We start from the raw sequence: 22,863 nt of genomic DNA on the forward strand, positions 1-22,863 counted from the left end.
ACTTAGACAGGGCAGCCCCCTGAATCCGTGACAGCGGGGAATCGAGAAAGATGGAATGGATCGCTCTGGTCGGCGCAGAGCCTCAGGCGGTGGCCGCCGTGCCTTCGATCTGCGAGGTGCGGATCTGTTTGCGGGACACGATGCCGAGCTTCGCGAAGACCTTGCGCAAGTGCCATTCGACGGTGTGCGGGCTGATGAAGAGCTGGGCACCGATCTCGGGGTTCGTCAGCCCCTCACCGGCCAGGCGCGCTATCTGCGCTTCCTGGGCGGTGAGAGTGACGCGCTCCTCGGCGGTGCGCTTGCGTACCGTCTCGCCGGTGGCCTGAAGCTCGCGCCGGGCGCGCTCCCCGAAAGCCTCGGCCCCCATCTGGCTGAACATCTCGTAGGCGATGCCCAGTTGCTCGCGTGCGTCGACGCGGCGGTTCTCCCGGCGCAGCCACTCGCCGTAGAGCAGCCGGCTGCGGGCCAGCGTCACCCTGACCTCGGTGCGGCTGAGCCGCTCGATCGCCTCACAGTAGAGAGCCTCGGCGGCCGGGCCGTCGCTGACCTGGGCACGCACGCTCGCCGAGGTGCCGAGGGCCCAGTCGGTGCCACTGGCCTGTGCCATCTCGTCGAGTCGCTGGGCGGCTTCGGCAGCGCGGGCCGGCCTTCCGCTCCGGGCCGCGGCCTCGACCAGCTCGATCAAGGACCTGATGTACGGGCCTCCGAGCTCCTGTGGGTGCTCGGCGCCTCGCTCGGCCGCGGCGTACGCCTCCTCGTAGCGACCAAGGCCGTTGTAGAGCACCGAGCTCGCCCATTGGGTAGCGGTCACCACCTTGCCTTCCCCTTGCAGGGCCGCCTCTCGCGTGAGCGCTTCGATCGCCTGACGTGTCGCGGATTCCCGGCCCCTCCAGGGCTCGAGCACCAGGGCTGCGTATTGGGCGAAGAAGCGGCTGCCCGTCACCTCGCCAATCGTCACCGCCTCAGCGAGCAGCGCATCGGCGGCGGCAAGCTCGCCGGCGAGTGCCCGATTCGACACGAGCATGTGGAGAGCCAACGGCAGCACCGACAGAGCCCCCGTCTCGCGTGCCAGGTCGGCCAGCCTCGCCGAGAGCACCGACCAGTTGTCGAAGTCCCAGACGTTATGGGCCATGCGGCATGCGAACGAGAGCCAGCCAAGGCCCTCTTCCCTGGAGACCCCTTCGGCGCGGAAGGCGTTCAGGGCCTGCAGCACCATCGGCACGCCCGCCGCGTAACCCTCAGTGGCCACCACGGCCACGCCTTTCAGGAACAGATCGTTGCGCGCCGGTGGCGGCCCCGGCGGTGCGGCGAGCGTCGCCTTGGCGACGTCCACCAATTGAGCGCCACTCGGCAGCCGGCCGGCCGTCATCGCCGCGTTCAGTGCGTCACGGTAGGTCTCGCGGGCCAGTCCGGGGTCCAGCGGCTCGAGTTGCTTGCCGGCTCTGAGCAACAGCGGCAAGGCGGCGCCGGCACTGGTGGAGGCGAACACGATCTGACCGCGCAGCAGCTTGGACTGGGCGAGTCCGCGTGCGTCCAGGGGGCTGAGTTCCGCCGCGTCCAGCAGCTGGAGTGCGGTGTCGTACCCACCGGCCTGATACTTGGCCCGTGCCGCCGCCAGCGCTCTGGCTCCGCGGCGTGCGGGATCGGGGGTCAGCTGGGCCGCCCGCTCGAGGAACGCGGCCGCCGCCGCGACTCCGCCGCGCGCCTGCGCCCGATCGGCGGAGCGCTCCAGCTCGGCGGCCACCGTCTCGTCCGGGCCGGCCGTCGCGCCGGCCAGATGCCACGCCCGGCGGTCGGGATCCGACTGGGGGTCGGTCGCGTCGGCCAGCGCGCGGTGCACGCTCAGCCGATCCTGCGAGGCCGCCACGCGATAGGCCGCCGAGCGCACGAGGGGATGACGGAAACGCACCCGGGTTCCCATGGTGATCAGCCCCGCCGCTTCGGCCGGCGATGCCGCGGCCACGTCGATGCCCATCAGCTCTGCCGCTCGCGTCAACACGGTCACATCGCCCACCGGCTCGGCCGCCGCGATGAGCAGCAGCTGCTGCGTCTCGGCCGGTAGCGATCGGATCCGTCGCAGGAAGCTCTGCTCGATCTGGCTGGCCAGCGGCCGCGCGTCGGGCCGCCCGAACCCACCCGCCAGCTCCGCCGGCGTCAATCCCCGAGGCAGCTCGAGCAGGGCCAGCGGGTTTCCCCGCGTCTCGGCGACGATCCGGTCCCGGACCCGCTCGTCGAGTCGTCCAGGAATCACGGAGTCCAGCAGGGCGCGGGCGTCGCTGTCGCTCAACCGTCCCACCTCGAGCTGCGGCAACCCCGTCAACTCGGGTTCGAGGCAGGGCTCGCGCACCGCGAGCACCAGCCCGATCCGCTCCGCGAGCAGGCGCCGGGCGACGAAGGCGAGGGTCTGCGCGGAGACTTTGTCCAGCCACTGGGCGTCATCGACGAGGCAGATCAGCGGCTCTTTCTCGGCCACGTCGGCGAGCAGGCTGAGCACCGCGAGCCCGACCATGAAGCGGTCCGGTGGAGTCCCCGCGCTCAGGCCGAACGCCGTCTCCAGCGCGTGGCGCTGCGGCTCCGGCAGGTGATCAAGATGATCCAGAAACGGGGCACACAGCTGATGCAGGCCGCCGAAGGCCAGCTCCATCTCGGACTCGACGCCCGCCGCCCTCGTGATCCGGCAGCCGGACGCGCTGCTCCGCGTGTATTCCAGCAGCGCCGTCTTGCCGATGCCGGCCTCGCCGCGCAGGACGAGGACCGAGCTATGGCCGGCCTGCACCGTCGCCACGAGTTGGTCCAGTGTCTCGCACTCGAGCTGCCGCCCACGAAGCTGCAACCCGGGATCCCTGCTTGCCATGGGCACTGCCCCCCGCCGACCGTCTGCCCGTTGATCGATGACTGCCGAACATAGGAGGCTACCGGCGCTACGTCTTGGATCGACGGGCAGCCTACCGTTCTGATGTTAAGCCGGGCAATTTGCCCTTGACACCTGCCGTGAACGGCACACACCACGGGACCCCAGTCTCCGGACCAGGGTACCCACCAGGCTCTCCCCAGGGCGCGACAGAGGGGCCAGGGAAACGACCGTGGTCACAGTGGCATCGCCGGATGCTGGGGGCGAACGGAGCCGATCGTGACCATGAACGTGTTGGAGTCGTACAGAGACCACGTGGAGCAGACCGATGACCGGTCGATCAGAAGAGGCGACGGAGCCACTTCGGTGTTCGTCAGCGCAGCGCCCCGGCTCTTCGCGATCGGTCTGCGCGTCCTGCAGGACGTGGGCGAGGCCGAGGACGTGGTGCAGGAGACGTGGCTGCGATGGGCCCGCGCCGACCGCTCGGTCGTCGTCAGCCCGCCCGCATTCCTCGCGCTGACCACCACGAGGCTCGCCATCAATGTCGCCCAGTCCGCCCGCTGGCGCCGCGAGACCTCCGCCGGCCCCTGGCTTCCCGAGACGACGGACCGCGATGTCAGCCCCGAGACGGCAGCCGAACGACGCGAGGCGGTCGACACCGTGATCCGGCTGCTGCTGGAGAGACTGACCCCCGCCGAACGAGCGGTCTATCTCCTACGCGTAGCCTTCGAATACCCCTACCGCCGGATCTCCGAGATCCTCGACCTGGGCGAAGACCACGCGCGGCAACTCGTGCGACGCGCCCGCGATCACCTCGCCAACGAGCGACGCCACCAGGTGAGCACCGCCGCACACCGGCGCCTCGTACGGGCGTTCCTCGCAGCCGCGCAGAACGGCGACCTCGCCGACCTGGAAGACCTGCTCGCCGCCGACGCCGCCCGCTAGGTTGTGCAGGCAGCGAGGAGGATGGATGGCCAACTCGTTCGGCCCGCTCCTGCGGAGCTTGCGCCAGGCCGCGCAATTGACGATCGAAGAGCTTTCCCACGCCTCCGGCGTGAGCGTGCGAGCCATCGGAGACATGGAACGCGGCATCAGCCGTGGCCCACAACGGCGAACAGTGCAGGCGCTGGCCGAAGCGTTGCGGCTCGATGACGAGCAGCGGGCGGAGCTGGCCGAGGCCGCCAGGGCGGGCCGGCCGCGGCCCGGTGGCCCGGGGGCGGAGCGGTCGGAGAACCAGGTGGGGCGGCCGCGGCTGTATGAGCTGCCGCGCGGGCTCGGCGACTTCGTCGGCCGGGTGGCGGAGCTGGAGCTGCTGTGCGAGCAAGGGCGGGCGGCGTCCGCGGACGGCCCCACACCGGTCGTGGTGGTGCACGGCCAGGCGGGGCTGGGCAAGACGGCGTGCGTGGTGCGGGCGGCCGAGTTGTTGCGGGAGGTGTTCCCGGACGGGCAGTTCTACGTGGACTTGCGGGGCATCGACGCCGAGCCGATGCCGGCGGCGGAGGCGCTGCGCCGGCTGCTGCGGGCGCTTGGCCTGGACCCGCGCGCGATCGCCGAGGAGGAGCAGGAGCGGGCCAGCCAGTTGCGGGCGATCCTGGCGGAGCGGCGGTGCCTGCTGGTGCTGGACAACGCCGCCGACGAGGCCCAGGTACGGCCCCTGCTGCCGGGCGCTGGAGCGGGGATGGTGGTCGTGACCAGCCGCCGCACGCTGGGCGGGTTGGAAGGGGTGACGCGGATCGCGCTCGCGCCGTTCTCGCCGCAGGAGTCGGCGGAGCTGTTGCAGGCCATTGTGCGGGAGGCCGCCGATCACGCGGCAGCGGAGACAGCGCAGGTGGCGCGGTTGTGCGGACACCTGCCGCTGGCGTTGCGGATCTCCGGCACCCGGCTGGCATCCCGGCCCGGATGGACGATGCGGCACCTGGCGGAGCGGCTGTCGGATGAGGATCGCCGGCTGGCGAACCTGGCGGTGGGCGATCTGGGAGTGGAGGCGGCGTTCGCGTTGTCGTACGCGGTGCTGTCGCCGTGGGCGAAGGTGACCTTCCGGCGGCTGGCCCTTGTTCCTGCGGTGGATTTCGCCGCGCCGATCGCCGCGGTGCTCACCCAGACCGAGTTGTTCGCCGCCGAGGATCAGCTCGATCGGCTGGTCGAGCTGGGCCTGCTGCAGCACGAAGGCGCGGACCGCTACCGCTTCCACGACCTGATCCGCCTGTATGCGAGCCACCGGCTGCGCGACGAGGAACCCGCCGAGTCCAATGCGGCGGCCGCGCGGCGCATGGCCGACTGGCTGCTGGAGATCGCGACCGTGGCCGGGCGATGGTTCGAACCCGACTACGGAGCACCACCGCCCGACTACAAGGGCCTGGTTCCGCTCGCCACCCAGGAGGAGGCGCGGGCCTGGCTTGAGGTCGAAAGGGACACCTGGCTGGCCGCGCTGCGGATGGCGGCCGCCGCCGACCGGCACGAGCAGGTGGCCGAACTCGGTGAGGCGATGCGCTGGTTCGCCGCCCACACGCCGCACTGGTTGAGCGACTGGCTGGAGGTGTTCGGGCTGACGCGTGCCGCCGCCGCCCGGCTGTCCGACCGCCGCCGGGAGCTATGGCACAGGAACCGCCATGTCTGGGCGTTCCTCGTCGCCTACGGACCCCGCGGAGACGCGGCGTTCAGGGAATGCGCGGAGCGGGCGATGGAGGTCTACCGGCTCGCCGAAAGCCTCGGCGCCGTCAGAGAGCAGGCCGACGCTGTGTGCAACGCGGCCGAGGCCTGGCGGGTCCTCCACGACTTCGATCAGGCGCTGTGGGCGTATACCCGGGGGCAAGAGCTGGCCGAAGCCGCCGGTTACCACCACACCTATTACTGGGCCGCCAGCGGACGGGCGCGCACGCTTGCCCGTCTCGGCAGGCTGGACGAGGCCATTGAGGCGTATCGGGGCGTGGTAAGGGAAATTGACGAACAACCGGTCGCCTCTGCTGCGGCACAGCACTCACGCATAGCTGCCCTGCAGGGCCTGGCCAGAACTCTGCTCGCTGCGCAGCGCTGGCAGGAGGCCATCGACGTGGCGGAGCCGGCCTTGGCCGAGAGCATCGAGCAGGGCAGCATCTGGACCATGAACATGCGCTGGGCGCTGGGCCGGGCATATGCCGGGCTCGGTGTGACCAGCGAAGCCCGCGAGCACCTGACGCGGGCGATCGAGCTGGAGGATAAGTACAGAGTTTGGGGGGCCAGCTCGCTTGACGAGTTGAAAACGGCGCTGGCGGCCCTCGGAATTGATCACAACACGTGACGATGGGCGGCCGCGCGGTGCGGCCGCCCAGTCGTCTCTTCATGTTCGGGAACGATGAACGCGCGTGGGTGGAGTCAGCGTTGCCCTTGGCCCACACACGAGAAGTTCCTGGCCTGGCTGACGTCACCATGGCCTTTGTACTTCGGCCACAGCGGGTATTCGCACAACGGGCGGGTGCGGTTCTTCGTGGCGGGGTTGGCGTCGGTCGCCACTGGGTTGGCCGGAGGGTTGTTTCGGCTCGTCCAGTCGTCCAGGGCTGTGAGAGAGTCCCAGGCCAGGTCGAAGCGGCCGGTCCCGTGGGCGTAGCCTCCCACCACGTAGTAGCGCACGAAGCGGCGGATCGATGGGCCGTAGCGTTCGGCCATCCGTTCGTAGTAGGCGTTGGTCAATGCTTCCGGGACCGCCATGTCGGTGGTGCCCTGGACGATGATGAGCTTGCCCCCGTGGTGTGCGAAACGGTCGATGTCGGGGTTCGTCGTGTTGAGGAGCCCGGACAGTTCCTTGACGCGCTTCTCGTACTGGCGATAGTCGAAATTCACCAAGGAGCCGTCGGCGTCCTGCTGAATGAAGTAACGGATCACCGGAGCGAAGAGCGTGTGGTAGCCGGTGGCTTCACCATTTCCCGCGCTGTCGAGCATCAGGGGGGCGAGATCGGCGCCCCGCAAGACGGGATAGGGGCCTATCCCGGTGACTCCGTTCGCCAGTGAGAACGCGAGGTTGTAGCGGGAGGACGCTGTCCGCAGGGTTTGGATCTGGGTCTCGGACAGACAGGTGTCTGAGCTGTCGGTTCCGCCGGGGCAGCGGAGCGACTCGACGGAGAAGGCATCGTCGCAACCCCGGACATTGGAGATCACCCCGTCGACGGCACCGTCGAGTTTGTCGCACGTGCCGTACACGGCGTCGGTGACCAATTGCTGTTTTGCGGGGTTGAGATAGCCGCCGGGACGGCCGTATGCCTGTTGCCATATGTGGTACCAGCTGAGCACCATCGCCTGGTTCTCAATGGCCGGGTAGTAGGCGATGATCCCGTCGTAATCGTCACCGTATCGCTGGGCGGCGATGAGTGCCTCGTGCCCTCCCTTGGAGGCTCCCACGTAGTACTGCTTACCGGGGCGTTTGCCGTAGTACCTGTTCACGATGGTGATGACGGCATCACGGGTGCGTTTGACGCTCTGTCCGGACCAATTGGCGAGCGCCTCCTTGTTCAAAGCGAAGGACCCGGTGGGGCTGGTGCCCACGGCGGTGCCTCCGTCGCTCCCGAACGTGACGTAGCCACGGTTGATCGGCGGCTGTCCCTGCGCCGGGTCGTCATTGATGAAGCCGGGGGCCACGCCGAGCCCGGTGACGACGATGCCGTTGAAGCCGCTGCCGCCGAACTGCACCGACTTCCTGTTCCAAGAGGTCGGCAGGTTGACCTGGAAGGTGATGTCGGGTGCCGTGGTATCGAAGCTGTGCACCCTGCCCCGGGCCAGGCAGAACTCGGGCCGGCCGGCGGCCGGGTCGGCGCTGTTGAGCGTCGCGGAGTCGACCTCGCCGCCGCGGGTGGGCAGGCCTATGTCCGCAGTGTCCACGCGTAATCCCGTGAGCGACGCGCACCTGGTCGCAGCGTCGGTCATGATCGTCCGCGCCGGGTCCGCGGCCGGGGCGGCGGCGGCCGGGGAAGGACCTTGAAGCATTCCGAGACATGATGCGGTCAGCGCGGTGATGGCGGTTGCGAAGATGTGTCTTTTCATATGTCTTCCGGGGAGTAGGACTTCGCTTCTTCCTGCTGGTGGTCGTGAGCATCCAAACGTATGCGTGTCCTCCCGCGCTCGCTGGGGCCAACGTCCCCGGTGGGAGCTACTTGGCCTGGCGGGTATCTGGGGTGTATGCAGAGTCATGTAATTGGGCCAAAAAGGCGGGGGACCGTGGACCAACGTAAGTGGGGCGCCGGGCACGGTGAGAACGTCGGGCTGCTCGGCCGGGGGTCGGAGTGTGCTCTCCTCGATCAGCTGATCGCGGCCGTCCGCATGGGGGAGAGTCGCGTGCTCGTGGTGCACGGCGCGCCGGGAGTCGGAAAGTCGGCGCTGCTGGAGTACGCGGAGAACGCGGCGGCCGGCATGCGGGTGCTGCGTGCGGTCGGTGTCGAGTCCGAGATGGAATTGGCTTTCGCCACATTGCATCAGTTATGTGCGCCGCTGCTGGATCGGCTGGAGAACCTTCCCGAGCCGCAGCGCCAGGCGCTCGAGACGGTGTTCGGGATGCGTGGGGGCTCGCCGCCCGAACGTTTCCTGGTCGGGCTGGCCGTACTGAGTCTGCTGTCGGACGCCTCGGAGGGGGGTTCCCTGCTCTGTGCGGTCGACGACGCGCAGTGGATGGACCGGGCCTCGGCGCAGGTCCTCGGCTTCGTCGCCCGGCGACTGCTGGCGGAGTCTGTCGCCCTCGTCTTCGGCTCTCGGCAGCGGTCCAAGGATTTGCTCGGCCTACCAGAGCTGGAGGTCACCGGGCTGAAGGCCGCAGACGCACACGCTCTGCTCAGCTCGGTGACGCGCGTCCGGATCGATCAGCAGATCCGCGATCGGTTCGTGGCCGAGACCAAGGGCAACCCGCTTGCCTTGCTGGAGCTACCGCGTGAGCTGGCCATGACCCGGATGGCGGGCGGATTCGGCCTCCTGGGCACCGACACGCTGCCGGGCCGGATCGAGCAGAGCTTCCTGGCCCGGATCGAAGGCTTGCCGGAGCAGACCCGGTTGCTCCTGCTGATCGCCGCCGCCGAGCCGGTCGGCGACCCCTCGCTGGTGTGGCGTGCCGCCGAACGACTCGGCATCACGCCGGCGACGGCCCTGGCGGGCGGGACGGACGGGCTGCTGGAGTTCAACGTACGGGTGATCTTCCGTCACCCGCTCGTGCGCTCGGCCGTGTACGGGTCTGCGACGGCAGCGAATCGCCGGGCGGTGCATCTGGCGCTGGCGGAGTTCACCGACGCGGGAACCGACCCGGATCGCCGTGCCTGGCACCTCGCGTCCGCCGCGCCCGGACCTGATGAGGCCGTCGCCGCCGAACTTGAACGGTCCGCCGACCGGGCGCAGGCGCGCGGTGGGCTGGCCGCCGCGGCGGCGTTCCTGCAGCGATCCGTGACACTGACCATCGACACATCGCGGAGCGTCGACCGCGCGCTGGCGGCTGCGGACGCGAGCCTTCAAGCCGGTGACCTCGACGCCGCGCGGCGATTCGTCGACTTCGCGGACGGCGGCGCGCAGAGCGAGTATCAGCGCGCTCGATCACATCTGGTACGAAGTATGATCACGTTCGCGGCCGGCCTCAACAAGGAGGCGCCGCCGATGTTGCTGACGGCCGCGCAGCGGCTCGAACCCTTCGACATGGACCTCGCGCGGGAGACCTACCTGACCGCGTGGTGTACGGCGGCATTGGCCACCGCGGATCCGGACAGCGTCACGGCGATCTCCCGGGCGATGCGCGAACTTGCCCCTCCGCACGGTGGTCCGCGTGCCCTCGATCTCGTGATCGAGGGCTACGCGCTGCTCATCACCGACGACCGGAGCGCCGCGCTGCCCCCGTTGCAAAAGGCGATGACCGCGCTCAAGAACCATCCCGTGCAGGACTTCCTGAAGTGGGGCTGGGCGGCCTGTAGCGCGAGCCCGATCCTCTGGGACGACCGGGGCATGCGCGAGCTTTTCCTCAGGGTGGTCGCGGAGGTGCGCACGGCCGGCGCCCTGACCGAGCTTCCCCTCTATCTTTCCGGGTTGGGCACCATGACCGTGTTGAACGGCGATTTCGCCGCCGCGGCCGCGATCGTCGCCGAATCCGAAGCCGTCGACGCCGAGACGGGCGTGCCCATGGCGCAGTACACCAAGCTCTTTTTGGCGGCGATGCAGGGAAAGGAGGCCGAGGCCTCGGCGCTGATCGCCGCCGCGATCGAACAGGCAGGCGCGGACGGCCAGTTGAATGCCGTCGCGGGCGCTCAGTGGGCGGCCGCGGTCCTTTACAACGGTCTCGCCCGATATGAGCAAGCGTTGCCGGCGGCCCAGGCCGGCGCCGGGACCGCCAACCTGATTCTCTCCCAGTGGATGCTGCCCGAGCTCGTCGAGGCGGCAGCGCGCGTCGGAGACCACACGGTCGCACAGGGTGCGCTCGACGGTATAGCGGACGCGGCAGAGCCGTGCGACACCGACTGGGCTCAGGGTTTGCTGGCTCGCTGCCGGGCACTGCTGAGCGACGCCGCCGCCGCGGACGGCCTCTACCGCGAAGCGATCGAGCGGTTGGAACGGACGCTGCTGCGTCCGGACTTGGCGCGCGCTCACCTGCTGTACGGCGAGTGGTTGCGCAGGAACCGTCAGCGGGCCGAGGCGCGGGCTCACCTGCGTACCGCGTACGAGATGTTCGTGTCGATCGGGATGGAGGCGTTCGCCGAGCGGGCCCGCCGCGAGCTGCTCGCCACGGGCGAGACCGTCCGCAAGCGCAAGAACGGCACCTCGACGAGTGACGAGTTGACGGCGCAGGAGAAACAGATCGCCCTGCTCGTGCGGGACGGCCTGTCCAACCCGGAGATCGGGGCTCGTCTCTTCCTGAGCCCGCGTACGGTCGAGTGGCACCTCCGCAAGGTCTTCGCCAAGCTCGGGATCAGCTCCAGAAGGGAGCTCGGCGACGCCCTGTCCCGTGGACAGTAGCGATGACGCAGTCCCTGGTCCTGGTTGACCAGTGACACTCCCTGGTGCGATCCGGCAGCCGGCTACGCGATTCTCGCGTGTCGGCATTTCGTCGGAACGCAGGAGGAGCGGTCATGGACATGAAGCTTGAAGTCGTGGTGGTGCCGGTCTCGGACGTCGACCGAGCCAAGAACTTCTACACGGCGCTGGGCTGGCGGCTCGATGTCGACATCACCACCGGCGAGGACTTCCGGGTGGTGCAGGTGACCCCGCCCGGCTCGTCGGCGTCGATCACCTTCGGCACGTCGGTCACGTCTCAGGTGCCGGGCACGGCTCAGGGCCTGCACCTGGTCGTCAACGACATCCACGCCGCGTACGACGAGCTCAAGCGGCTCGGCGCCGACCCGAGTGAGGTGTTCCACGATGCCGGCGGCGTCTTCCATCACGCCGGGACCGACGCCCGGGTGCCCGGCCCGGCACCGCAGCGCAGAAGCTACGGCTCGTTCCTGTCGTTCAGCGACCCGGACGGCAACGGCTGGGTGCTGCAGGAGGTGACCGCCCGGCGCCCGGGACGGCTGGACCCGTCGGTCACCACGTTCGCCACGACGTCGGACCTCGCGGCCGCGCTGCGCCGTGCCGCGGCCGCGCACGGCGAGCACGAGAGGCGCAGTGGTGCGGAGGACCCGAACTGGCCGGACTGGTACGCCGGCTACATGGCGAGCGAACAGGCCGGAACCGAACTGCCGTCGTGAGCGGCTCCGCCCCTCAGCAAATGATCCGCGGCGACGCCCGTTTCCGCGTCGTCCTCGACCCAAGGGAATGAGGCAGACATGTACGATCGGCCGCTGGACGGAGCCGTCGCGCTCGTCACCGGCGCCAGCAGCGGAATCGGCGCTGCGACCGCGCGCCGCCTCGCCCGTGAGGGCTCGGCGGTAGCCCTGGTCGCCCGTCGCCGGAAACGCCTGGACCAGGTCGTGAGCGACATCGCGAAGCTGGGAGGAGAGGCGGTCGCGTTGGAGGCCGACATCACCGAGCCCGAACGCGCCGACGACATGGTGCAGGACACGCTGGATCGGTTCGGGCGCCTGGACATCCTGGTCAACAACGCCGGGATCATGCTGCTCAACTCGGCGCTGCACACCACCATCGAGGAGTGGGATCGGATGATCTCGCTCAACGTGGCGGCGTTGTTGCGCGTCACGCACGCCGCCATCCCGCACCTGATCTACGCGGCGTCGACATCCCCGCGGCAGGTGGCGGATCTGGTGAACGTCAGCTCGACGGCCGGGCGAGTCGCCCGGCCGGGGAGCAGCGTCTATGGCCTCACCAAGTCCGGCCTGAACGCGTTCACCGAATCGCTTCGCCAAGAACTGCTCAGCGAACGCGTCCGGGTCAGCGTGGTGGAGCCGGGCACCGTGGACACCGAACCGGTGAACCACCTCAGCGACATCACCCAGGACGCGGCCCGCCGACAGCTCGGCGGAATCGAAGCGCTGCGGCCGGAGGACATCGCGGACGCAATCAGCTACATCGTCACGCGAGAGCGGCGGGTCGCCGTCAACGAGATGCTGGTCCGTGCCGGCGACCAAACATGGTAGCCGCGCCTGGCCGGCGTTTCCGCTGACCAGAGGCTCACATCGGCATGGTTGTCACAAATCACGCTGCTACCCGGTCTTGTTTCCGGAATCGCCTTCTTCGATGTCGCCAAAGGAGCACCATGCACCCGCCAGAGAAACGGATCGCCACGTCGGTCCTGGTCATCGGTACGGGAGGAGCCGGGCTGCGGGCCGCCATCGAACTCGCCGAGCGCGGTGTTGGCGTCCTGGCGGTCGGCAAACGGCCGAAGGCGGACGCGCACACCTCGCTCGCGGCAGGCGGCATCAATGCGGCACTCGCCACGATGGACCCCGAGGACACCTGGCAACAGCACGCGGCGGACACCCTCAAGGAGAGCTACTTCCTGGCCAACCCGCACACCGTGGAAATCGTCACCGAGGGGGCCGCACGGGGCATCGAAGACCTCCAGCGCTGGGGCATGCCGTTCGCCCGCGAGCAGGATGGGCGCATCTCGCAGCGCTTCTTCGGCGCCCACACCTATCGGCGCACCGCCTACGCCGGCGACTACACCGGACTCGAGATCCAGCGCACCCTGATCAACCGCGCGGCGCAGCTGGATGTCCCGGTCCTCGACACCGTTTACATCACGCGCATCCTCGTCCGCGACAACGCGGTCTTCGGCGCCTACGGGTTCGACCTGACCGACGGCAGCCGCTATGTCATCCATGCCGACGCCGTGATCCTGGCCGCCGGCGGCCACACCCGGATCTGGCGGCGCACCTCCTCCCGCAGGGACGAGAACACCGGCGACTCCTTCCGCCTCGCCGTCCTGGCCGGCTGCCGCATCCGCGACGCCGAGCTGGTGCAGTTCCACCCGTCCGGGCTCATCGCACCCGAGAACGCGGCCGGCACCCTGGTGTCCGAAGCGGCCCGGGGCGAGGGCGGAATCCTGCGTAACCAGCTCGGCGAGCGGTTCATGTCCCGGTACGACCCCGAGCGCATGGAGTTGTCCACGCGCGACCGCGTCTCGCTGGCCGCGTACACAGAAATCAAACAAGGCCGCGGGACCCCGAACGGCGGCGTCTGGCTGGATGTGTCCCACCTGCCGCGCGAGACGATCATGACGCGGTTGCCGCGCGTCTACCAGACGCTCCTGGAACTGCAGATGCTCGACATCACCAAGCATCCGATCGAGATCGCACCGACCGCGCACTACTCCATGGGCGGCGTGTGGGTGCGCCCCGAGGACCACGGCACGGGCGTCGACGGCCTGTACGCGATCGGCGAGGCCGCCAGCGGCCTGCACGGCGCCAACCGCCTCGGCGGCAACTCCCTCATCGAACTCCTCGTCTTCGGCCGCATCGTCGGACAGGCGGCGGCCGAGTATTCCGCGGGCCTCGACGCCCAGCGCCGCTCGGCCGAGGCGCTCGACGCGGCGCGGGCGGAGGTGGACGAGCTCCTGGCCGCCGACGGCCCCGAGAACGTGCGCTCACTGCAGCGAGCCCTCCGCGACGTCATGACCGAGCATGCCGGCGTGGTGCGCGACGAGGGTGGCCTGCGGAAAGGCCTCGCCGAACTCGCCGCGGTAGAGGCGCGCATCGCCGACGTCGGTGTGCATCCGGACCTCGCCGGCTTCCAGGACCTGGCGCACGCTTTCGACCTGAAGTCCGCGGCGCTCGCCGCACGCGCGACGATCGAGACCGCACGCGAGCGTCGCGAGACCCGCGGTTGCCACAACCGCTCCGACTACCCGGACCTCGACCCCGCGCTGCAGGTCAACCTCGTGTGGTCCGGTCCCGGATCGGTGGAGCGGGAGGCCATCCCGCCGATTCCCGGCGAGATCGCGGCGCTCATGCGCGAGGTATCCACCGTCGGAAAGCTCGTCGAGTAGCCGGCAACCAGCAACGGACGCGGCCTCTTCTCGAAAGGACGACACTGATGAGCGCTGTAGTCGTAGGCGTGGACGACTCCGATGACAGCCTGCGGGCTGTGGAGTGGGCCGCCGGCGAGGCCGAACGCCGCCGGCAGCCGCTGCAGATCCTCCACGCCTTCATCTGGCCCCTCCTCGGAGTACCCCTTGGACGGGCGCCAGGAGCGCCACCCGAAGGCGGCCTCCGGCACGCCGCCGAACGCATCCTGGCCACCGCACTGGCGCGTGCGCACGCGGTTGCGCCCGACGTCGAGGTGACCACCAGCCTGCCGGAGGGCGAGCCCGTCACCGCACTGCTGCACCGTTCCCGCCAAGCGGGGCTTCTCGTCGTGGGCAGCCGCGGGCTCGGCGAAGTCGGCGGTCTGCTGCTGGGCTCGGTGGGCGCCCGGCTTGGGGCAGAGGCGGCCTGCCCGGTCGTGGTCGTGCGCGGGCCCGTCACGCCACACGGACCAGTCGTGGTGGGCATCGCCGACCGTGGCGAGAGCGAGGCTGTGCTCACCTTCGCCTTCGCGCATGCCGCCCGGACCACGAATGCCCTGATACTGGCGCATGTCGGCGACGAAGGACCAGCCAGTGGGAGTCGCTCGCCCCTGCCCGAGCGCGACCTGGCCCGATGGCAGGAGCGCTTCCCCACGGTCACGATCGACCAGGAAACTCTCACCGGCCAGCCGGACAAGGCACTGATGCACGCCGCGTCCCAGGCGTCCCTGCTCGTCGTCGGCTCTCACCACCGCCACGAGCTCAGCGCACTCATGCACGGCTCGGTCAGCCAGGCCGTCCTGCACCACGCCACCTGCCCGGTGGCGATCATCCACGTCCACCCATAGGGACACAGATCGCCGTGCGGCTGATCCACGCAGTCAGCCGGCCTGCCGGACATCCACTCACACCACGTATGGAGGAAACATGAGCGTCCCAAGCGGCGAGAACGAGTTCCTGATTGAGCTCGAGGCCGAGGTCGAGATCGAACTGACCGAGGTCGAGGCAAGGCAGCCAGAGGAAGGACTGCCGGTCACCGACTGGCTGTTCGATCCGACGGACGCCGAGCGCGAGGAGATCGGCCTGCGGGGTCTGCGCGACGCGATCGAGGTGCTGGAGGACGATGCCCGGCCTGGCGGCGACGTTGCTTGAGACGCGGATCGCCACGCTCGACAGTCTGCGTGAGCACCTGCAGTGGGCGGTCGAGCTGGAGCACGCGACCCTGCCGCCGTACCTGTGCGCGCTGTACTCGCTGGACCCCGAGCGCAACCCGGAAGCCGTCCAGGTGGTGGGCAGTGTCTTCGCCGAGGAGATGCTGCACCTTGCCCTGGCCGCGAACCTGCTCAACGCCGTTGGCGGCCGGCCGCGCCTGGATACGCCGCGGATGCTGCCGGGGCATCCCCGGACCCTGCCGCACGGCGACCGCTCCCTGAAGTTGTCCCTGGTTCCCTTCGGCGCGGAAGCGCTCGAGATGTTCCTGCGGATCGAACAACCCGCGCCGCCCAGCGCTCCGGCGGAGGGCGACGCATACGAGACGATCGGGCAGTTCTACGCCGCGATCGAACAGCGACTGCGCCACCTGTGCGACCGCCTCGGCGAGCAGGCGGTCTTCTGCGGCGATCCGGCCCGCCAGGTGAGCGCCGCCCATTTCCGGCGCACCGCCGGGCGGCTGATCGCCGTCGACGGTCTGGCCTCCGCGCTGGCAGCGCTGGAGGAGATCGTCGAGCAGGGTGAGGGGACCGCCCGCGGCGAGGTCTGGGACGGGGACCAGGACGTCTTCCACCCGGAACGGGACGAGGTCGCGCACTACTACCGCTTCCAGGAGCTCAAGCTCGGCCGCCGCTATCGGCGAGGCGACACCCCGGAGTCCGGACCCACCGGGGAAAAGATCTCCATGGATCTGGCCGGCGTACTTCCGATGAGGCGCAACCCGCGACCTGCGGACCCGGGCAGTGCGATCGGTGCGGCGCAGGAGGAGTTCAACCACACCTACTGCGCCATCCTGCACCTGCTGGAGCTGGCGTTCAACGGCAACCCGAAGCTGCTCGCGGTCGCCACCGGCACCATGTACGCGCTCAAAGCCCAAGCGCAGGCCTTGATGCGGATGCCCGACGGCGAGGGCGCCACGGCCGGCCCCACCTTCGAATACGTCGCACCCGAACGGCGCCGGTGGAGCGTCGGCGACCACCAGCGGATCGTCGTGCTCCGCGACGGCCCGTACGTCGTGTACGGCGGCGTTCCTCTCCGGCGCAAACGCAAGATCGTCTCTGCCGAGAACAACGCGCTGACCTGGAAGACCGGCGAGCCGCTGGAGACCGAGGACACCTACGCGCTGTGCCGCTGCGGCCATTCGGGGTCCAAGCCGTTCTGCGACGGAACCCACGCCGTGATCGGGTTCGACGGTACGGAGAGCACGGAAATGCGGCCGTACAAGGAGCTGCAGCACGTGCACGACGGGGTGGGCATCTCGGCCCAGCGGGTGGGCGAGCTGTGCATCCACGCCGCCTTCTGCCTCGGACGCACCAGGCCGATCGCCGCGATGCTCGCTGACACCGCCGACAGCGACGTGCGCTCCGCCATCATGGGCCGCATCGACCACTGCCCGTCCGGTTCCTACAGCTACGCCCTCGAACGCGGCGGCGAGACGATCGAGCCCGACCTTCCGCCGGCCATCTCGGTCCTTGAGGAGGAGGACGGACTGGCCAGCGCGCTGTGGGTCACCGGCGGAGTGCCGGTCCTGCGAGCGGACGGGCGGCCGCTGGAGACCCGCAACCGGATGACGCTGTGCCGCTGCGGCCACTCCGGCAACAAACCGCTGTGCGACGGCACCCATCGGGAGATCGGCTTCCGCGAGGAATCCCCAGGCCACGAACAAAGAAGGCCATGACCGGACGCCTGGCACGGATTGGCCAGCCCTCGTCGAACGGGGGCTGGCCATGGAGAAATGATCAGTCGGTTGCGCGGGCTGCGTTCTCAATGAGACGGGTTACCGCGCCGGGATCGATGATCAGTGCGGCGTGCGAGGCCGGCACCTCGACCGTGTGGGACTTGGCACGGGCGGTCATGAAGCGCTGAGCCTGCACCGGGATGGCGTGGTCGTTTTGGGAGATCAGTGCCCAGGACGGGACGGTCTTCCAGGCGGGTGTGCCGGAGGGATCGTTCAGCGCGCTGAAGGTGATCGGCCGCTGGGTGACGGCCAGGAGCGCGCTGGTGGAGCGGGGCAGGTCGGCGGAGAAGATGTCGGCGAAGCTCTCGGTCTTGAGGTAGACGTCGGCGTCGCCGGAGGCCAAGGGCACAGTCTTGATCGTGTCGTTGTTGATCTTGCTGCCCTCGTACCTGCCGGCCAGGCCGAAGACGCTCTCACCCTGGTCGGGGATGATGGCTGAGACGTACACGAGGGCCTTGACGTCGGGGTCGGCGTTCGCGGCGTTGGTCACGACCGAGCCGCCGTACGAGTGGCCGACCAGGACGAGGGGCCCGTCCACGGTGGCGAGCAGGCTGTTGAGGTACGCGACGTCGGAGGCCAGGCCGCGCAGCGGGTTGGCCGGGGCGAGCACCGGATAGCCATCGCGCCTGAGCTGGGAGACGACTCCGTTCCAGCCCGAGGCGTCGGCCCAGGCGCCGTGAACGAGGACGACAGTGGGCTTGGCACCGGTCGCGTTCGCCGGCTGCGCCACCAGTGCGCCGCTCAGGGCGACCAGTAAGGCGGCGAAGGTGGTCTTCTGGCGTCGGGACATGGCGGGAGTCCTTCTCTTCGTCGTGGCGGGGGTGAGGGTGGCGCCGTCCCCCTCCGAACGGCGCCACGAAGGGTGGTCATTTGAGGAAGTCGAGCAGGGCGTCGCTCGTGCGGGCATGACCCAAATCTGCTGATCCGCGGGATTCTCGACATCGCACGAATGCCTGAGATGGGTGTGGTGCGCCCAGGTGAGCGGGACCGGCACGCCCATGGCGACAGGCGGGCCGGTCCTGCTGCCGGGGCGTCAGCGGGTACGGCGGTCGGCCTGGACGACGGTGTCGGCGATGGCGACCGGGTGGCTGACCGAGATGGCGTGCGAGGACTTCACCTCGATGACGTGAGCCTTGGCGCGCTTGGCCATCCACCGCTGCCCGGCAGGCGAGATGGCCTTGTCTTGGGTGCTGATGACGGCCCAGGCCGGGATCTTCTTCCATGCCGGGGCGCCAGAAGGGCCGGAGTAGGCGGCCACACCGAAGGGACGCTGGGCGGCGGCCATGCGGCGGGCCTTGGCGATGGGCAGGTCGGCGGCGAACACCTTGGGGAAGCTCGACTGCTTGATGTACAGGTCCACGCCCTTGCCCGCCGTGTCGGTGTACGGGCGCTGCTCCAGGGTGGCCGGGCCGAGCAGGCTGCCCGGGTACTTCTTCGGGTCCAGTACGGTCTGGGTGCTCTCGCCCTTGTCCGGCAGGAACGCTGCCACGTACACCAGTGCCTTGACGTTGGTGGCGTGGCGGGCGGCATTGGTGATCACGGTGCCACCGTAGGAATGGCCGACCAGGACCACCTTGCCGCTGATGCCCTTGACGACGCTCGCGATGTAGGCGGCGTCTCCCGACAGGCTGCGCAGCGGATTGGCGGGGGCGACCACCGGGTAGCCGCGCCGCTGCAACTGGGCGATGACCCCGTCCCAGCTGCTGGCGTCGGCGAAGGCGCCGTGGACCAGCACCACTGTGGGCAGGGTGCGCGTGGTGGTGCCGGCCATGGCGGGGGTGGTGGACATCGTGATGGCGCCCAGACCAAGTGCGACGGCGGCGCCCCGCCAAGCGGATGGCAAGTGAAGCATGACAAAGCCTTTCGGTTCGGGAGAAAGCGGAACCCGGTGGGCAGCCGCCGGCGGCTGCCTCAACCGGTGCGTGCTCCACCGTTCCAGCGGCGACGGCAGGGGACATCGCACGAAGACTTGAGATCACAGCGCCGACTCGCGGCTCGGACCGGACCCGGTCGGCCCGGCGGTCTGCTCACCGACTACCGGCTGACCTGCCATGTCCCCGCCGGGGGATGTCACGTATCCGTGCGATGTCGGCCGATTCCATCACGCGTTGGCTGGGTTCATCGACCGCGCTGATCACTCATCTGGAGGCGACGATGATTCCCGTCCGCCATCTCACCGGGGACGTCAATGGCCTGACCGTCTTCTACTGCGACGCGCCCACGATTGTGCTGTCGCACGGTCGCGGCCCTCGATCGTCTTCCCGACGCTCATCTTCACGGGACACCACCGCCGCCTGGGCAGCCACAACCGTGGACCACGGTACCGACCACGCGGCGCGGACCAGTCCGACGGTCTCCGCAGCTGATGACCAGTTGATCAGCGAGTTGGACGCGGCCGCTACGGTGTTCACCGCCACACGGCCCCGGCTCTACGCGATCGCGCGCAGTGTCCTCGGAGACGTGGGCGAGGCCGAGGACGTGGTGCAGGAGGCGTGGCTCCGGTGGGAACGCGCCGACCGCTCGGTCGTCATCAGTCCGCCCGCGTTCCTTGCGATGACGACCACCAGGCTCGCCATCAACGTGGTCCAGTCCGCCCGGAGGCGTCGAGAGACGTCCGTCAATCCGTGGCTCGTCGAAACGGTGGATCGCAGCGCCGGCCTAGAGACAGCGGCTGAACGGCACGAGGCGGTCGACGTGGCGGTCCGGCTGCTGTTGGAGAAACTGTCGCCCGCCGAACGGGCGGTATATCTCCTCCGCACAGCATTCGACTACCCCTACCGGCGCATCTCCGAAGTCCTTCATCTGGGCGCCGACCATGCGCGGCAGCTCATGCGGCGCGCCCACGAACACATCGCCACCGAGCGACGTCAGCCGGTGGACGCCGCGGCACATCGGCGTCTCGTGCGGGTTTTCCTCGCTGCGGCGCAGAACGGCGATCTCGCCGAATTGGAGGAACTCCTCGCCGCTGACGTGTCCGCGAGGCTCGGCGACCCGAGGGCGAAGCCTGCTTCGAGCCGCCCGTCGTCGGACCGCTGACAGGCAACGTCGTCAACGGATTTCCACGGAGCCGCATTCGTCGTCTGGATTTGCCGGCTCCACGGTCGGTGCGATCTGCAATGGTGCCGCGGCCCCGCCGGCGATCTCGCGCCCTTGATTCAGCGTGTAGTCAAGCTGCCTGGCCAGGAGTGGGAGGGTCGCCGGAGGTAGATACGCATCAGCGCCGGCGTCAAGTAGTCGTCGGACCGGGCCGTGGTACTGAACTCCGAGCTCGTGGTCCTCGATTTCGGTGATGATGACGCGAGCTTTCGGGAACATCGATCGGAGCGCTGCGATCAGCTGCGGGCTGCCTGGAGGTATCAGCAGCACATCGGTTGTCGCGGGAGCCGCATGCATATCGAGCACTACGTAGTCCGCCCCGAGCTGGGTGGATAGCGCAACCCGAGCCGCGGTCGACAGCTCCATCGCGGTGGCCACGACTGTCACGCTCTCGTAGTCGATCGGTGCTTGATCGTTGGCCTCAGCTGGCGCGTCGCGATCGACGATGGCGCCTTGGACCACGTCAATGGTGCTGGAGATCGTCGCGATCGACGCGCCGTCACGCGTGAGGACCACGTTCTCACCAGGCTCGAGGGCGTCGATGAGCGCGACGACGTCTTCGGGAAGGCGGGTCACGTCGATTCGCTGCGTGGAGCGCGGAGCGCGTTTGCGGATCACCAGATGATCACATGAGGTCCTTTTTGATGCTGTGATCTTGTTGGACGCCACTACACGACCATTGGTTCGAGGCCGCGCCGGAGTTTCTCTCATCGTCCATGTCCGCGCCCATCGACGGTGACGCGAACGCACACGGTGGGTATGGACTGGTCTTCATATTCGCTATGAAACCTGAGCGTCTCTGCCTGATCTCGTCGTGGCGGTGTTCGGGTTGGAGGCGATGGTGAAGTCCTGGGAAGGATCATCCTGTCAGGCCGGTGCGCGTCGGTGAGGTACCCGCCGATCGGGTTGACCCGTAACGCCGCTGAGCTTTCACGCCCTGCGCCATGCCGGGCGGTGACCGGTCCTGGCCAGGCAGGCAGGGGCGCTTGCGTTTTAAGGTCGCCGGGAACCGATGTCGTCAGCGACAGGCGCTGGTTCCATCGCGATGATCGGTGCTCAACCGACGGCATCGGCCGCCAGAGTTGTCGCGTACTGCCGGATTCGGGCCGCATCTCCGGGGAAGTAGCTATCCCAGTCCTGGTCAAGTCGCATCCAAGCGACTGGCTGTCCGTTCTCGGCCATCAGCGGCTGCGCCGGGTCGGCGATGGCGGCATAGGCCAGCGAGAGCGTCACCGGCAAGTTCGGATGAAACGATCGCACCGCCACGGCCGCGGGACGCTTCAGCAGGTGCGGACGCAGCCCAGTCTCCTCGGCCAGTTCCCGGGCCGCGCCCTCGCGCGGTGTCTCGCCGGGCTCGACCCGGCCACCCGGCGGAACCCAGGCCCGCCATCGATGCCTGACCAGCACGATCTGCTCCACGGCGCGGTCGAAGACCCACACCTCGGCGCCCAACGGCTCCATCGGAGCGGTCAAGGCGGTCTGCAGCCACGCGCGCGCCCCCTCGAACTCCAGAGTCGCGACCTCGGCATCGGCAACGGCGGCATCCAATACCCGTTGCTCATCACAACCACGGATCATCGCGACAGATTACGACCCGGCACTGACACCGGTGACATCTATGGCTGGTGGTCACAGGTCCTGGTTGATCACGATTGGGAGGCGGAGCGGCATGCCGTCGTGACATGAGGGCGGCCATCGTTGATCTTCTGTTCTGCGAAGAAACGAAGATCCAAAACGATGGCCGTGGGGTCCAGTATGACGGTTACGCCACTGCGTGCGGGAGTGGCATCGACGACGAGTTCCGAGGCGCTTGACAAGGTTAGGGAGTTCCGGGCGGGCTGGCATGCCTGCATGACCAGCCGGAAGGACGCGTTGTTCGAGCTCACCGATGCCGTGTTGTCTGCGCCGACGATCACTTCGTTGCCGTATCTGAGTCTGGAAGCGGTCTTTCGCCGCAGCTGGGGCAGCTTGTATGACGGGCTGGCCGTGGGCCGCATTGATGGTGATCGGGTGCGTGAGCTGCTGGTGGCAGCGGGGCCGCGGGAGTGGACGTTGACGTTCGTGGTGGATGCCAGCACCCATCCGCGCCCGCCGCACCCGAACCGACCTGCACCCCCGCCCACAGGCACGGGACCGCTCCAAGAACCGGCCCACCCCCAAACGCCCCACCGGCACCCCGAAGAACAGTTCGATGACCTCCAGCCGTGTGCCCGACCGGCGCACGGTGCCCGCCCCACTCCCCGCCGGGAGTGGACAGCGTCCGGCGGGCCAAGCACCCCAGACGACCCGCCCACCCGCAGGCCGTGCAGGGCTTGTACGCGATCCTCACCAGCGGACCGGCTTCCACCGCGTCGCGGCCACCCCCGTACTCCCCTGGGACAGTACGCAGACGGCCCGCCACGGCCACGCCCGCCCGATTTGCCTGAAATACCCAGGTAAACACAGAGAATCGCAGACGCTGTCGTAGTCGTACGGATGGGAGGAGCCGCCGAAGCCGCGGCGATCGTAGGCGATGACGCGGTACCCCGGCCTCCACCAGCGCGGGAAGTTGGGCCTCCCACATGCGACTGGACAAGGGCC

17 protein-coding genes are annotated in these 22,863 nt (G+C 69.0%); 10 read left to right on the forward strand and 7 right to left on the reverse strand.

Annotated elements, in window-relative coordinates; genetic code table 11:
• Positions 1 to 82: 82 nt before the first annotated feature.
• Positions 83 to 2,854, reverse strand: coding sequence for a helix-turn-helix transcriptional regulator (locus Q9G87_RS45475; RefSeq protein ID WP_305922869.1), 2,772 nt, complete (start codon positions 2,852 to 2,854; stop codon positions 83 to 85).
• A 282-nt stretch (positions 2,855 to 3,136) separates the two neighbouring features.
• On the opposite strand from Q9G87_RS45475, the gene Q9G87_RS45480 reads away from it, so the two are divergent.
• Entirely contained in the window at positions 3,137 to 3,796 is a 660-nt protein-coding gene (locus Q9G87_RS45480; RefSeq protein WP_305922990.1) for a sigma-70 family RNA polymerase sigma factor, read from the forward strand.
• 25 nt (positions 3,797 to 3,821) lie between these two features.
• Positions 3,822 to 6,128 (forward strand): helix-turn-helix domain-containing protein, encoded by a 2,307-nt coding sequence (locus tag Q9G87_RS45485; RefSeq protein WP_305922870.1) that lies wholly within the window; start codon positions 3,822 to 3,824, stop codon positions 6,126 to 6,128.
• Positions 6,129 to 6,202: 74 nt separating this feature from the next.
• On the opposite strand, the gene Q9G87_RS45490 is transcribed toward Q9G87_RS45485, so the two are convergent.
• Positions 6,203 to 7,699 carry a tannase/feruloyl esterase family alpha/beta hydrolase gene (locus Q9G87_RS45490; RefSeq protein ID WP_305922871.1) on the reverse strand — a complete coding sequence of 499 codons (1,497 nt, stop codon included), beginning with the start codon at positions 7,697 to 7,699 and terminating at the stop codon, positions 6,203 to 6,205.
• A gap of 336 nt (positions 7,700 to 8,035) precedes the next feature.
• Here Q9G87_RS45490 and Q9G87_RS45495 point away from each other — a divergent pair, with 336 nt between their 5' ends.
• From Q9G87_RS45495 to Q9G87_RS45525, 7 genes are all read left to right on the forward strand, one after another.
• Positions 8,036 to 10,795 carry an ATP-binding protein gene (locus Q9G87_RS45495; protein ID WP_305922872.1) on the forward strand — a complete coding sequence of 920 codons (2,760 nt, stop codon included), beginning with the start codon at positions 8,036 to 8,038 and terminating at the stop codon, positions 10,793 to 10,795.
• A gap of 113 nt (positions 10,796 to 10,908) precedes the next feature.
• Positions 10,909 to 11,526, forward strand: a complete 618-nt coding sequence (locus Q9G87_RS45500; RefSeq protein ID WP_305922873.1) for a VOC family protein — start codon at positions 10,909 to 10,911, stop codon at positions 11,524 to 11,526.
• Positions 11,527 to 11,604: 78 nt separating this feature from the next.
• Entirely contained in the window at positions 11,605 to 12,372 is a 768-nt protein-coding gene (locus Q9G87_RS45505; protein WP_305922874.1) for an SDR family NAD(P)-dependent oxidoreductase, read from the forward strand.
• Positions 12,373 to 12,491: 119 nt separating this feature from the next.
• Positions 12,492 to 14,222, forward strand: a complete 1,731-nt coding sequence (locus Q9G87_RS45510; RefSeq protein ID WP_305922875.1) for an L-aspartate oxidase — start codon at positions 12,492 to 12,494, stop codon at positions 14,220 to 14,222.
• Positions 14,223 to 14,269: 47 nt separating this feature from the next.
• Positions 14,270 to 15,088, forward strand: coding sequence for a universal stress protein (locus Q9G87_RS45515; protein WP_305922876.1), 819 nt, complete (start codon positions 14,270 to 14,272; stop codon positions 15,086 to 15,088).
• A gap of 79 nt (positions 15,089 to 15,167) precedes the next feature.
• The gene (locus tag Q9G87_RS45520; protein ID WP_305922877.1) at positions 15,168 to 15,392 is read left to right on the forward strand and encodes a hypothetical protein; all 225 of its coding nucleotides are present in this window, start codon (positions 15,168 to 15,170) and stop codon (positions 15,390 to 15,392) included.
• Positions 15,364 to 17,127 carry a ferritin-like domain-containing protein gene (locus Q9G87_RS45525; protein WP_305922878.1) on the forward strand — a complete coding sequence of 588 codons (1,764 nt, stop codon included), beginning with the start codon at positions 15,364 to 15,366 and terminating at the stop codon, positions 17,125 to 17,127. Before Q9G87_RS45520 ends, Q9G87_RS45525 begins: the two co-directional genes overlap by 29 nt.
• A gap of 61 nt (positions 17,128 to 17,188) precedes the next feature.
• Here Q9G87_RS45525 and Q9G87_RS45530 read toward each other — a convergent pair whose 3' ends face one another.
• Together Q9G87_RS45530 and Q9G87_RS45535 are read right to left on the reverse strand one after the other, a co-directional pair.
• A complete protein-coding gene (locus tag Q9G87_RS45530) occupies positions 17,189 to 17,977 on the reverse strand; it encodes an alpha/beta fold hydrolase (protein ID WP_305922879.1) in 789 nt (262 codons plus the stop codon).
• A gap of 243 nt (positions 17,978 to 18,220) precedes the next feature.
• Positions 18,221 to 19,039 (reverse strand): alpha/beta fold hydrolase, encoded by an 819-nt coding sequence (locus tag Q9G87_RS45535; RefSeq protein ID WP_305922880.1) that lies wholly within the window; start codon positions 19,037 to 19,039, stop codon positions 18,221 to 18,223.
• Positions 19,040 to 19,272: 233 nt separating this feature from the next.
• Here Q9G87_RS45535 and Q9G87_RS45540 point away from each other — a divergent pair, with 233 nt between their 5' ends.
• Complete coding sequence (locus tag Q9G87_RS45540) at positions 19,273 to 20,223, forward strand: sigma-70 family RNA polymerase sigma factor (protein WP_305922881.1); 951 nt, start codon at positions 19,273 to 19,275, stop codon at positions 20,221 to 20,223.
• Positions 20,224 to 20,235: 12 nt separating this feature from the next.
• Here Q9G87_RS45540 and Q9G87_RS45545 read toward each other — a convergent pair whose 3' ends face one another.
• From Q9G87_RS45545 to Q9G87_RS45555, 3 genes are all read right to left on the reverse strand, one after another.
• Positions 20,236 to 20,901 (reverse strand): hypothetical protein, encoded by a 666-nt coding sequence (locus Q9G87_RS45545; protein WP_305922882.1) that lies wholly within the window; start codon positions 20,899 to 20,901, stop codon positions 20,236 to 20,238.
• A 438-nt stretch (positions 20,902 to 21,339) separates the two neighbouring features.
• Positions 21,340 to 21,861, reverse strand: a complete 522-nt coding sequence (locus tag Q9G87_RS45550; RefSeq protein WP_305922883.1) for an NUDIX hydrolase — start codon at positions 21,859 to 21,861, stop codon at positions 21,340 to 21,342.
• Between the two features lie 68 nt (positions 21,862 to 21,929).
• Complete coding sequence (locus Q9G87_RS45555) at positions 21,930 to 22,280, reverse strand: hypothetical protein (protein WP_305922884.1); 351 nt, start codon at positions 22,278 to 22,280, stop codon at positions 21,930 to 21,932.
• Between the last annotated feature and the right edge of the window lie 583 nt (positions 22,281 to 22,863).

The organism is Nonomuraea turcica (assembly GCF_030718205.1).
Classification (GTDB): Bacteria; Actinomycetota; Actinomycetes; order Streptosporangiales; family Streptosporangiaceae; genus Nonomuraea.